Source organism: uncultured Oscillibacter sp., assembly GCF_910587525.1.
Lineage (GTDB): Bacteria > Bacillota > Clostridia > Oscillospirales > Oscillospiraceae > Oscillibacter.
This window is the reverse complement of record NZ_CAJULS010000081.1, coordinates 1-11,054: the sequence shown is the minus strand read 5'-3', so window position 1 is coordinate 11,054 and position 11,054 is coordinate 1. Positions and strand designations below refer to the sequence as shown.

General features: G+C 64.3%; 14 protein-coding genes. 5 read left to right on the top strand and 9 right to left on the bottom strand.

All coding sequences use genetic code 11. The annotated features are described in order from the left end of the window. The 8 genes from QZ326_RS08455 to QZ326_RS08420 form a co-directional block, all read right to left on the bottom strand. Positions 1-178 (bottom strand): nitronate monooxygenase (locus QZ326_RS08455; protein WP_295743891.1); only part of this gene is annotated, 178 nt, incomplete at its 3' end. Next, positions 169-1,110 carry a nitronate monooxygenase gene (locus QZ326_RS08450; protein WP_295743888.1) on the bottom strand — a complete coding sequence of 314 codons (942 nt, stop codon included), beginning with the start codon at positions 1,108-1,110 and terminating at the stop codon, positions 169-171. The genes QZ326_RS08450 and QZ326_RS08455, both read right to left, overlap by 10 nt. A gap of 161 nt (positions 1,111-1,271) precedes the next feature. Next, complete coding sequence (locus QZ326_RS08445) at positions 1,272-2,222, bottom strand: beta-ketoacyl-ACP synthase III (RefSeq protein ID WP_295743884.1); 951 nt, start codon at positions 2,220-2,222, stop codon at positions 1,272-1,274. After that, on the bottom strand, positions 2,219-3,034 hold the full coding sequence (locus QZ326_RS08440) for an acetyl-CoA carboxylase carboxyltransferase subunit alpha (RefSeq protein WP_295743882.1): 816 nt from the start codon (positions 3,032-3,034) through the stop codon (positions 2,219-2,221). Before QZ326_RS08440 ends, QZ326_RS08445 begins: the two co-directional genes overlap by 4 nt. Beyond that, on the bottom strand, positions 3,031-3,885 hold the full coding sequence (gene accD, locus QZ326_RS08435; protein WP_295743879.1) for an acetyl-CoA carboxylase, carboxyltransferase subunit beta: 855 nt from the start codon (positions 3,883-3,885) through the stop codon (positions 3,031-3,033). The genes QZ326_RS08440 and accD overlap by 4 nt, the downstream gene beginning before the upstream one ends. After that, the gene (accC, locus tag QZ326_RS08430; protein ID WP_295743876.1) at positions 3,882-5,273 is read right to left on the bottom strand and encodes an acetyl-CoA carboxylase biotin carboxylase subunit; all 1,392 of its coding nucleotides are present in this window, start codon (positions 5,271-5,273) and stop codon (positions 3,882-3,884) included. Before accC ends, accD begins: the two co-directional genes overlap by 4 nt. Continuing rightward, on the bottom strand, positions 5,267-5,686 hold the full coding sequence (locus QZ326_RS08425) for a biotin/lipoyl-containing protein (protein WP_295743873.1): 420 nt from the start codon (positions 5,684-5,686) through the stop codon (positions 5,267-5,269). The genes accC and QZ326_RS08425 overlap by 7 nt, the downstream gene beginning before the upstream one ends. Positions 5,687-5,745: 59 nt before the next feature. Next, positions 5,746-5,970, bottom strand: coding sequence for an acyl carrier protein (locus QZ326_RS08420; RefSeq protein WP_295743870.1), 225 nt, complete (start codon positions 5,968-5,970; stop codon positions 5,746-5,748). A 246-nt stretch (positions 5,971-6,216) separates the two neighbouring features. Between QZ326_RS08420 and QZ326_RS08415 the strand changes: the two genes are divergently transcribed. From QZ326_RS08415 to QZ326_RS08395, 5 genes are all read left to right on the top strand, one after another. Beyond that, on the top strand, positions 6,217-6,777 hold the full coding sequence (locus QZ326_RS08415; protein ID WP_295743866.1) for an RNA polymerase sigma factor: 561 nt from the start codon (positions 6,217-6,219) through the stop codon (positions 6,775-6,777). Further along, positions 6,774-7,595, top strand: a complete 822-nt coding sequence (locus QZ326_RS08410) for a hypothetical protein (RefSeq protein WP_295743864.1) — start codon at positions 6,774-6,776, stop codon at positions 7,593-7,595. Before QZ326_RS08415 ends, QZ326_RS08410 begins: the two co-directional genes overlap by 4 nt. 87 nt (positions 7,596-7,682) lie before the next feature. Continuing rightward, a complete protein-coding gene (locus tag QZ326_RS08405) occupies positions 7,683-8,393 on the top strand; it encodes a LytTR family DNA-binding domain-containing protein (RefSeq protein WP_295743861.1) in 711 nt (236 codons plus the stop codon). 1 nt (position 8,394) lies between these two features. After that, positions 8,395-9,690, top strand: a complete 1,296-nt coding sequence (locus QZ326_RS08400) for a sensor histidine kinase (protein WP_295743859.1) — start codon at positions 8,395-8,397, stop codon at positions 9,688-9,690. A gap of 61 nt (positions 9,691-9,751) precedes the next feature. Next, a complete protein-coding gene (locus QZ326_RS08395; protein ID WP_295743856.1) occupies positions 9,752-10,258 on the top strand; it encodes a hypothetical protein in 507 nt (168 codons plus the stop codon). Here the strand turns inward: QZ326_RS08395 and QZ326_RS08390 are convergent. Next, a partial coding sequence (locus tag QZ326_RS08390; RefSeq protein ID WP_295743852.1) for a CotH kinase family protein occupies positions 10,228-11,054 on the bottom strand: 827 nt, incomplete at its 5' end. The two genes, QZ326_RS08395 and QZ326_RS08390, sit on opposite strands and share 31 nt — an antisense overlap.

The window sequence follows — 11,054 nt, the reverse complement described above, 5'->3', positions numbered from 1 at the left end:
AACCATTGGGGTCCTGCGCATAGTCCGGCTCGTCAAAGCCGCAGGCGGCGGTGGAGATGGTGCCCATTCCGCCGCAAGCGGCCACTGCCCCCGCCAGGCGGTCCAGGCTGACGCCCACGCCCATACCGCCCTGTAAAATGGGGATGGGCAGCGTCCTTCCCCGGATGGTCACTGCCATTCCCGGTTCACCGACTCCAAAACGGCCTTTCCGCCCTGATGCAGCTCCTCAAATATCTGCCGCAGGGGCCTGATCTCATGGAGCATTCCCGCCACCTGGCCGGCCATGACGCTGCCGGCATCCATGTCGCCGTCAAATACCGCCCGGCGGAGGCCCCCCAGGGTCACACGTTCCAATTCCTCCAACGTGGCGCCCCGCTTCTCCAGGGCCAGGTACTCCCGGGTCATCCTGTTTTTCAGGCACCGCACCGGACCGCCCACAGACCGGCCCGTCACCACCGTGTCGCTGTCCTTTGCCTTCAAAATGGCCTGCTTGTAGTTCTGATGGATGGGGCACTCCTCGCTTGCCAGCAGACAGGTGCCCACCTGGACGCCGCAGGCCCCCAGGGCCAGGGCCGCCGCCATCTGCCGCCCAGAGGCAATGCCGCCGGCGGCCACCACAGGCACATTCACCGCGTCCATGACCTGGGGCACCAGAGCCATGGTGGTCATCTCTCCCACGTGGCCGCCGGATTCCGCGCCCTCGGCGATGACGGCGTCAATCCCGTACCGCTCCAGACGCCGGGCCAGCACGGCTGCCGCCACCACTGGCAGGACCTTGATCCCCGCCTCCTTCCAGGCGGGGATGTACCTGCCGGGGTTGCCCGCGCCGGTGGTGACCACCCGGACGCCCTCCTCCACGATGACCCTGGCCATCTCATCGGCGCAGGGGTTCATCAGCATCAGATTTACGCCGAAGGGTTTATCTGTCAGGCTCTTGCAGATTTGGATCTGCTTTCGCAGCAGTCCGGCTTCCAGCATCCCGCCGGTGCCGATAACCCCCAGCGCCCCCGCGTTGGAACAGGCGGCGGCAAATTCGCCGGTGGCGATATTGGCCATGCCGCCCTGGATGATGGGGAACTCGGTTCCTAAAATTTCATTCAGTTTTTTCATTTCAAACATTCCTCCAAAGCAGGAATTGACTTTCCGTCAGATGTGCGCCAGCAGGCGGTCCGGTGGAATCGCAGAGTCCAAAGATCAGCGGAGGGCAGACGGCGGTCTGCCCGCTGGTCTCCCATTGATTTCCACCATCCCGAAATACACCCGCAAACCGGTCAATCCGCAAACTCCACCATTGCGCCGCCCCAGGTGAGGCCGCCGCCGAAGCCTACGATCAGCGTCCGGGAGCCGGGGCCCACACGGCCCATGTCCTCCAGCTCACTGAGCACTAGGGGAATACTGGCAGCGGAGGTATTTCCATACTCGGCGATATTCTTGTAGTACTTCTCCGGCGGAATGCGGTACTTTCGGGCCGCCAGATCGATAATTCGGGCATTGGCCTGGTGGAAGACAAAGAAATCCACATCCTCCAGAGTATATCCGGTTCGCTCCAGCACCCGGTCCATGCACCAGGGCACCGCCTCCACGGCAAACTTGAAAACCCGTGTTCCCTCCATGGAGATCAGGCTCCGCTCCCCGCTCTCCACGCCAGGCAGGCGCAGCAGCTGGCCGTCTCCGTGACAACCCAGTTCCGCGGCGATGGAGGGCCAGCCCTCCCGGCACTCCACCACCGCCGCCCCGGCCCCGTCCCCGAAGAGGATGCAGGTGCCCCGGTCATCCCAGTTGGTGACGCGGCTAAGGGTATCCGCTCCCACCACCAGACCGAATTTCCGGGGCGAGGCGTTCAGCAGACACTCCATGGTGTGGAGCGCAAAGAGAAAGCCAGTGCAGGCGGCGCTGAGGTCAAAACAGGGGATGTCCCGGGGCAGGCCCAGCTCCCGCTGGAGCGCACAGGCGGCGGAGGGCACCAGATTGTCCGCTGTCACCGTGGCCACGATACAGGCCCCGATCTCTTCCGGCGAAATACCGGACCGCTCCAGCGCCGCCCGGGCCGCCCCGGCGCAAAGGGAGCTGTGGGTCTCCCCGGTGCAGTGGCGGCGGCGGCGGATACCCGTACGGCTGGTGATCCACTCGTCGCTGGTCTCCACCCGCTCCGCCAGATCTGTGTTGGTGACCACCCGCTCCGGCACACATCGGCCCATGCCTTTGATCTTGATCCCGTTCATGGATCCTCCTTTTGAATGTTCGCGCCCATCCGTCTGAATTTCTGATACCGCCCCTCCGCCAGGGCCGCTCCGCTCTGGCGAAGAAGCTCCGCCAGATGGCGGCTGAGGCAGCGGTCCACCTCTCCCAGGACAGCCCTGGGAGCCAGGTGGGCGCCGCCCTCCGGCTCCGGGATGATCTCGTCGATGACCCCCAGGCCCAGGAGGTCCGGGGCTGTCAGCTTCATGACGCCGCAGGCCTCCTCGTGCCGTTGGGCGTCCTTCCACAAAATAGAGGCAAAGCCCTCCGGAGAGAGAATGGCGTACACGGCGTTCTCCAGCATCAGCACCCGGTCGGCTACGCCCAGGGCCAGGGCTCCTCCGCTGTTGCCCTCTCCGGTGACCACGGCGATAACAGGCACCGTCAGGCGGCTCATCTCAAAGAGGTTCCGGGCGATGGCCTCTCCCTGCCCCTGGGCCTCGGCCTCTAAGCCGGGATAGGCCCCGGAGGTGTCGATGAATGTAAGGACCGGGCGGCGGAATTTCTCCGCCTGCCGCATCAGCCGCAGGGCTTTGCGGTAGCCGGTGGGGCTGGGCATCCCGAAATTGCACCTGATGTTCTCCTCCGCCGTCCGGCCCTTGCGGGTGCCGATGACGGTGACAGGCCGTCCGTGGTATAGGGCAATCCCACCCAAAACGGCCCCGTCCTCTCCGCTGAGACGGTCGCCGTGCTGTTCAAAGAAATCGGTAAACAGGGTGCCGATATAGTCGGTGATATTGGGCCGCTGGGGGTGACGGGCTGCGGTCACCCGCTGGGCCGGAGTCAGTTCGCTCATTGCCGCCCTCCTCTCTCATGAAGCCGCAGCAGCCGGGACAAAGTCTCCCGCAGCTCGCTCCGGGGCACCACCGCGTCCACGAAGCCGTGCTCATCCTGGTACTCCGCCCGCTGGAAGCCCTCCGGCAGCGTCTCGCCGATGGTCTGCTGGATCACCCGGGGCCCGGCAAAGCCGATCAGGGCCCCCGGCTCCGCCAGGATGACGTCCCCCAGAGAGGCGAAGCTGGCGGTGACGCCGCCGGTGGTGGGGTCTGTCAGCACGGAGATGAACAGCAGTCCCTTTTCGGAAAACCGGGCAATGGCGGCGCTGGTCTTGGCCATCTGCATCAGGGACAAAATCCCCTCCTGCATCCGTGCCCCGCCGCTGGCGGAAAAGAGAATCAGCGGCAGCCTGTTTTTGGCGGCATACTCAATGGCCAGGGTGATTTTCTCCCCCACGGCGGCGCTCATGCTGCCCATGAGAAAGCGGCTGTCCATGACGCCCACAACACACTTGCGCCCGTCAATGGCACCCGCGGCGGTAACCACAGCTTCCTGAAGGCCCGTCTTTCTCCGGGCGGCGTCCAGCTTCTCCCGGTAGCCTGGAAATTTCAGCGGGTCCGCAGCGGAGAGCTTTGCGTTCAGCTCTCGGAAGGAGCCGGGGTCCAGGATGGTGCCCAGGCGGTAATATGCCCCCAGAGAAAGGTGGTGTCCGCACCTGGGGCAGACGTAGAGCGCCTGCGCCACCCGCCTGCGGTCACTGTCTCCGCCGCAGCGGGGACAGGTGAAAGTCTTCTCTCCGGCGGCGTAGCTGTCACGCAGGGCCTTCATGGCCAGCAGGCGGGCCCGCCGCTTGGCAAAGACACCGTTCATGTCTCGTCCCCCTTCTCCGCCAGCTGCCGGTTAAACTCCAACAGCTCTTTGAGATGTTCGTCCAAAAAGGCAGTGGTACAGCTGCCCCGGAGGAACACAGGATGGTACAGAATCTCGTAGGAGAGCTCCGCGTTAGTGGGGAAGCCCTCCAGCGTGAACTCCTCCAGGCAGCGGCGCATCCGGCGGACCGCCTCCAGCCGGGTGGGAGCATGGACCAGCAGCTTGGCCGCTAAGGAGTCATAGTACGGCGGCAGGATACAGCCGCTGTACAGGCAGGAGTCCACCCGCACCCCTGGCCCACCGGGGAAGTGCAGAAATTCCACCCTGCCTGGGCAGGGCCGGAAGTCCTGGTCCGGGTCCTCGGCGTTGACGCGGCACTCAATGGCGTGGCCCTCCAGCTTCACATCCTCCTGGGCAAGACCCAGGGAGAGTCCGGAGGCAATCCGCAGCTGCTGGCGCACCAGATCCACGCCGGTAATGAGCTCCGTGACGCCGTGCTCCACTTGGATGCGGGTGTTCATCTCCATAAAGTAGAAGCGCCCTCCGTCGCTGTCCAGCAGGAACTCCACCGTGCCGGCGCCCTCATAGCCCACGGCCCGGGCTGCCTGGACGGCGGCCTCGCCCATCTCCCGCCGCAGCTGCGGCGTCAGGCACCGGGCGGGAGCCTCCTCGATGAGCTTCTGGTTCCGCCGCTGAATGGAGCAGTCCCGGTCTCCTAAGTGGATCACATTGCCGTGGCAGTCCGCCAGGATTTGGAACTCAATGTGCCGGGGACGCAGCACCAGCTTCTCCAGGTACATCTTATCGCTGTCAAAACAGGCCCGGGCTTCCGCCTGGGCCTCCGCGAAAGCAGCAGGCAGGTCCTCCTGGCCGTCACAGCGGCGGATGCCCCGGCCGCCGCCTCCGGCGCTGGCCTTCAGCAGCACGGGGTACCCTACCCGCTCCGCGGCGGACAGGGCCTCCTCCGCGGAGTGCACCGTCCCATCAGACCCCGGCGTCACCGGAACACCTGCGGCACGCATGATCTCCCGGGCGGCGGATTTGTTTCCCGCCTTCCGGATGGTTTCCCCGGAGGGGCCGATGAAGGTCAGTCCGGCGGCGGTGCAGGCGTCGGAAAAGTCCGCGTTTTCAGACAAAAAGCCGTAGCCGGGGTGGACGGCGTCACAGCCCGCGGCCTTTGCCACGGTCAGCAGCGCATCCTGGTTGAGATAGCTGTCCGCCGCCCGGGCGGGGCCTACACACACCGCCTGAGTGGCCAGCTGGACGTGGAGGGACTCGCTGTCCGCCTCGGAATAGGCAGCCACGGTCTCAATGCCCAGTTCCCGGCAGCTCCGCAAAACCCGCAGGGCGATCTCACCGCGGCTTGCAATCAATACCCGTCTCAGCATGGTCGGTAACGGAACAGCGGTTCTCCGAAGGACGCCAGCTCACCGTTGGCTTTCACCACCTCTTCGATGACGCAGTCACAGGGGGCGGAGACCTCGCTCATCATCTTCATAGCTTCGATGAGGCAGACAGTCTGCCCCTTTTTTACCCGGTCACCCACTGCCGCGAAAGGCGGGCTCTCCGGTGAGGAGGCCGTGTAAAAGGTTCCCACCAGCGGGGCATTGATGGTCTCCTTGGCTCTGGGCGCAGGGGCTGGAACCACCTCCGCCCCTCCGGCGGCAGCGGCGGGCGCCGCCGGGGCCTGGGCTCCGCCCCGGGTCAGCTCTACGGTAAAGTCCTGCATGGACAGCCGCATTGTCTGGGCAGTGCTGCGGTCAAAACAGGCAATCAAATCATAAATCTCCTGGTTGGTCATAGCCATTCCTCCCTGTGGGGAATATCGTCCGGCGGGGGACTTCCCCCGCCGGGCGCATGTCAGCAGTGGGTTTTTAAATAGTTCAGGATATCGCCCACGGTCTTGAGATTTGCCGCGTCGGCATCATCGATAGTGATGCCTGTGGACTCCTCCAGGGCCATGATCAGCTCCACGGCGGCCAGGGAGTCCGCCCCCAGTTCCTCCAGGGTGGCCTGCTCGGTCACCTGTTCGGCCTTACAGCCCAGCGTCTCCACGATTACGTCGCGCACTTTCTCGAATTCCATATGTCCACTCCTCGCCTGTAAAAATTTTATTATTTTAATTAAATTATTTTAACTAAAATAATTGAAGCTATTTTATCTGCGGAGCCGCCATTTGTCAAGAGAAATTTTTCCTCCGGACGCGGGCGGCTCCGGAATCTTTACAGAAGCGGAACTTTTCGCTATAATTTTCTGAAAAAATGTAACCAGACCGCCGCAGATGGCGCTTAATTCGGCAGAGAGACCCATACCGGAGAGGGGGCATGGCTCATGGAGGACAGTCAGATTGTAGAATTATACCTGGCCCGGGACGAGTCCGCTCTGGCCCACACCGCTGAGAAATACGGCCCCGCCCTGCGGGCCCTGGCGAAAAACCTGCTGGAGGACCCTCAGACCGCCGAGGAGTGCGAGAACGACGTGTATCTGGCAGCCTGGAACGCCATCCCGCCCCATGAGCCCCGGGAGTACCTCTACCCCTTCCTGGCCCGGATTGCCCGCCACGCCGCCCTGGACCGCTGCCGGGAGCGGAGCCGCCAGAAGCGAAGCGCCCCCCTGCTTCAGCTCACCCGGGAGCTGGAACAGTGTCTCCCCGCTCCGGACAACGCCGCCGGGCACTTGGACGGCCTGGCCCTGGGGGAGACCATTAACCGCTTTCTCGGCGCTCTCAGTGAGGAGAACCGGAATATCTTCCTGCGGCGGTACTGGTACATGGACTCCGTGTCCACCATCGCGAAGCGGTATTCCCTGACCCAGAGCAAGGTGAAAACTTCTCTCTACCGGAGCCGGAACCGTCTCCGGGAATATCTGAAAAAGGAGGGTCATGACCTATGACAGGCGAAGAGCTGCTGGAAAAACTGGAGCTGGCGGACCCAATTTATGTGCAGGCGGCGGCAGACGCCCCCGCCGGAAGAAGACGTCCCCGGCTGCGGCGGGCCGTCCTTGCCGCGGCCTGTGTGTGCTTTCTGGCCTCTGCGGCGGCAGTGGCCGCCGGGGGCGGCACCTGGCTGCTCGACACCTTCACCGCCCGGGGAGCGCCGGGTTCGGAGCTCACCCAGTCCGGCTACGACCTGGCGGCGGACGTGGAAAAATTCCCCGTCTCCGCCCTGACGGGGGAGATTCAGGAGGCGGGGGAGGAGATCGCCCGGCAATTCGAAAACTACGACCTCTTCAGCAGCTGGTATCCCGGCACCCTGCGGCGGACACACTTCCCCTCCGCCGCCGAGGCCCGGGAGTATATCGGCCTGGAGGCTCTGCGGGGGCTGGACTGGGAGCTGGAGGAGACGCGGACAAGCCTGGACGTTACCGGCGATCCCCAGGGGCGGCTGCTGCGCATCCGGCTGGAGACGGACTACGAGGTGGGGGGCGTCCGCCTCCAGGCCTTTGCCACCATCTTTACAGAGGACAGCGAGGACACCGTCATCATCGGGGCCAGGACCACAGAAGATGTGGCGTTCCGTGAATCCCTCCGCACCACCGCCGGCGGGAGACAGTACCAGGTCATCACCGATACGGGCCTTGCCAGCGGCTATTTCGGCATGGACGGCTATCTGGTAGAGGACGGGGTGCTGTACAATCTGCATCTGGCCTATCTGAAAAAGGACGAGGCCCTGGCGGAGTCCCTGCTGCGCCAGTGGGCGGACCTCTTTTAGTGCCGTTCATAACACAATCCCGCCATCTCACGACAGCGGGATTGCTCTTTTTTCGGATATTTGGTATGCTGTAAAATGGTGATTATTATGATAAACTGCGCGCTCTGCGACGACGACCCCCGGATGCTGGAGGCGCTCACCGCCCGTCTCACTCTTTACATGGAAGAGCGGCGCCTGCCCTTTCATGTGGAGGGCTTCTCCTCCGGCGCGGCCCTGCTGGAATACGCCGGGGACTTTGACCTGATCCTTCTGGACATCCAGATGGAGGGGATGGACGGCATGGAGACGGCCCGGCGCCTGCGGCAGTCGGGGTGCCGGGGGCTTTTGATCTTTGTGACGGTGCTGGGTGAGCTGGTGTTCGACGCTTTTGCCGTGGAGGCTTTCGACTATCTGCTCAAGCCCCTGGACGCCGTCCGCTTCCGCCGGACCATGGACCGGGCCCTCCAGGCGCTGGAGCGGCGGGACAGCGGACGCATTCTGATCCAGCGGGGAAACTCCCGCCGGATGATCCCCCTGGCGGACATCGTGTACGGGGAGGTCCTGGGCCGGAAAGTCTACCTCCACCTGCGGGACGGGAGCACGGTGGACTATTACGAAAAGCTTGAGAACCTGGAACATCAGGTGGACGGCCGCTTCTTCCGCTGCCACCGGAGCTATCTTGTAAATCTTGATTTCGTCCTGGGCTGCGGCGGAGGCCGGGTGACGCTGCCCCAGGGCACCGAGATCCCCGTCTCCCGGCTGCGGGAGCAGGACTTCACCCAGGCGCTGCTGCGCCGCATGAGAGAGAGGTCTTTCTGATATGGACTGGTTCAGCCTGCTTCTGGAGGGTCTGACCCTGGCCACTCTGGTGACCGCCCACATCGCGTTTACCTGCCGCCTGTCGGGGAAGCCCGCCAAATGCCGGTATTTTGCCGGGTATCTCCTGTTTCTCTGCGCCGTAGACGCGGTCTCCCGCGCCCTCGCTCTGGGCGAGGCCTTTGCCGCGGCCGGGGAGCTGCTGGCCCTCTTCGCCTTCAGCCGTCTGGCGCTGAAGAGCTCCCGGCCTCTCTCCTGCGCGGCGGCGGTGCTGGCGGTCTACACCTCCCAGCTCTCCTCCGGCATCGTGGGGTCCCTGGAGTGCATCGCCTTTATTGGGATAACGGGCACGCCTCTTCTGTATCCGCTGGTCATCCTGGCCGTCCTGCTGGCCTTTGCCCTGTGCTGGGGCAGCTGCCAGCTTATCCTGAAGTGTCTCCCTCCACAGGAGGAGCCGGACCCCTATCTCCGGCTCCCCCTGCTGACCAGCGTGTTCTTCTTCGCCGCGGAGGTCTTTTTCACCCAGACCGTCTACGGCCGCCTGTCTGTCCCCGCCCCGGCGGAGCCGGGAAAGCACCTGGGCCTGCTGGCTCTCCAGGTCCTGGGCCTCAGCGCTCTGCTGTGTACCCTGCACGCCTACCGCCGTGCCTGCCAGGGACAGCGGGCCCAGGCGGCGCTGGACGCCCTCTCCCAGGCCGCCCGGGCCCAGCGGACCTATATCCAGGAGGCCCGGACCCGGGAGGAGCGGACCCGCTCCCTCCGCCACGATCTGAACAGCCACCTTACGGTGCTGGAGGGACTGCTGAATACCGGCAGAACAGAAGATGGCACCGCTTATCTGGCGTCCCTGCGGACTGCGGCGGAGGCCCTGTCCCCCGCCTTCCACACCGGCAGCGCCGTCATTGACATCCTGCTGGCGGACAAGCTGGAGACCGCCCGGGGCGTAGAGGCGGAGGTTTCTCTGCTCTGGCCCCGGAAGAGTGGCGTGGACGACTTTGACCTGTGCGTCATCTTCGCCAACGCCCTGGACAACGCCGTCCGGGCCTGCCTGGCTGTCCCGGAGCCTGGATCTCTGCGGATCACGGGCCGCCGCCAGGGAAATTTTTACAGGCTGTCTTTTGAAAACACCTGTCCTCCCGGCCCCCTGCCGCCCATGGGGACTGGCCTGCGCAACATAAAGGCGGCGGCGGAAAAGTACCATGGCGCCATGCTGGCGGAAAAAGAGGACGGCCGCTTTCAGCTCCACGTGCTGCTGGACATCTCAGGACAGTCAGAGGACCGTTCAGAGCAAAGGCCTTGAAATCCTCTCCCAAAAGGGGGAAACTGGTCTCACCACATCACTTTTGAAAGGAGAGACCGCCATGGAACCCATTTCCGGCATGATCCATTCCCCCGCCGCTGCCCCAAGCCTCCGGGAGACCTCCGGTGTTCAGTCCCCCCGGCAGGAGGAGGCCCGAACCGCCCCCGCAGCCCCTGTGACGGATGAGTACATTCCAGAGGAGGCCCGCACGCCCTGCGGCCTGTACTGGATGGGAAAGGACGAGGACGGCAGTCCCAAGATCTTTTTTGACGACCCCGAACCAAGGGAGGCCGCCCCTCTTCCGGAGGGTGAAAATTCCCCCGCGCCGGAAGGACCGGAAAAACCCGCTTCTGGCAGAGGTGAGGAGAAATGCACCTGTGACACCGGAAAGGTGGACCGGGAAATCGAACAGCTGAAAAAACGCCGGGAACAACTGGAAGGCCAGCTCCGGACTGAAACGGACGAGACCCGGGCCAGGGAGCTGGAGCGGCAGCTGGCCCAGGTGGACCGGGAGCTGTCCCAAAAGGACAACGACACTTACCGGCGGCTGCACGCCCAGTTTTCCTGAGTCTGGGCGGCGGATTTTCTCCCCGGCGGCGTTTTTCGCCGCCCGTTCCGCCGGTACCTCCAGGCCGACAGAATCCCCGCCAGCAGCGCCAGAACCGAGACAAGCAGCGGGAGAAGGGCCTGGCTGTCTGACGCAGCTCCGCGCCCATCCTGCGGACCGTTCCCGACGGGAGGAACTCCATCAGGCATTTCCATCCCCATGGCATCCATCCGGCCGGAGGGTCTCTCAGAGCCCTCCGGCCTGTTTTCCGCCTGCGGGAAGGAATCCGGTCCGGTGCCGTCCTGCTCTCCCGGGCCGCCGCGGCCGCCGGGATCCCCGGCGCCGCCCATGTTCATGGTCCCCATGTCGGAAAGGGTCAGAGCCGAGGCATCGACCAGGGCCGAATCACCGGCGGACTGTCCATCATCCGTTGACGGAACCGTCCCCGCCAGCTGGCCGGATACGCTCTCGGCGCGGAGGCGGCAGAACGTCCTCAAGGCGTCCACACCAGTTTCAAACTCCGCTGTGGTGCAGAATTTCGTAGGGTCCCGCTCCACATAGTGCGCAATCAGCTGATACGCTTCGCCGATGATGGCGGCGGGGTCCACCGTCTCCAGAAACTCCGCAAAATATTGGTGATACAGCTCCGTATAGGCTGCGTCGCCATAGATCCAGTCGGCCATGGGTCGGTCGCCGTCCCCGGAGACCGACAGGGGCGTGTCGATGGGGTCGTTGACCGCAGCGGAGGCGTCTCTCGCCTGGAAGGTGCCGAAGGCCAGATTGTAGTCCCAGGGGATCATACTGAGCTGCCCATCCG

Excerpts from the sequence above, each read along its gene's own strand:
- QZ326_RS08415 (WP_295743866.1), top strand. The coding sequence starts at position 6,217 with ATGGAGGACAGTCAGATTGTAGAATTATACCTGGCCCGGGACGAGTCC.
- accC (WP_295743876.1), bottom strand. The coding sequence starts at position 5,273 with ATGCTGAGACGGGTATTGATTGCAAGCCGCGGTGAGATCGCCCTGCGG.
- accD (WP_295743879.1), bottom strand. The coding sequence starts at position 3,885 with ATGAACGGTGTCTTTGCCAAGCGGCGGGCCCGCCTGCTGGCCATGAAG.
- QZ326_RS08400 (WP_295743859.1), top strand. The coding sequence starts at position 8,395 with ATGGACTGGTTCAGCCTGCTTCTGGAGGGTCTGACCCTGGCCACTCTG.
- QZ326_RS08440 (WP_295743882.1), bottom strand. The coding sequence starts at position 3,034 with ATGAGCGAACTGACTCCGGCCCAGCGGGTGACCGCAGCCCGTCACCCC.
- QZ326_RS08395 (WP_295743856.1), top strand. The coding sequence starts at position 9,752 with ATGGAACCCATTTCCGGCATGATCCATTCCCCCGCCGCTGCCCCAAGC.
- QZ326_RS08425 (WP_295743873.1), bottom strand. The coding sequence starts at position 5,686 with ATGACCAACCAGGAGATTTATGATTTGATTGCCTGTTTTGACCGCAGC.
- QZ326_RS08445 (WP_295743884.1), bottom strand. The coding sequence starts at position 2,222 with ATGAACGGGATCAAGATCAAAGGCATGGGCCGATGTGTGCCGGAGCGG.
- QZ326_RS08420 (WP_295743870.1), bottom strand. The coding sequence starts at position 5,970 with ATGGAATTCGAGAAAGTGCGCGACGTAATCGTGGAGACGCTGGGCTGT.
- QZ326_RS08450 (WP_295743888.1), bottom strand. The coding sequence starts at position 1,110 with ATGAAAAAACTGAATGAAATTTTAGGAACCGAGTTCCCCATCATCCAG.
- QZ326_RS08410 (WP_295743864.1), top strand. The coding sequence starts at position 6,774 with ATGACAGGCGAAGAGCTGCTGGAAAAACTGGAGCTGGCGGACCCAATT.
- QZ326_RS08405 (WP_295743861.1), top strand. The coding sequence starts at position 7,683 with ATGATAAACTGCGCGCTCTGCGACGACGACCCCCGGATGCTGGAGGCG.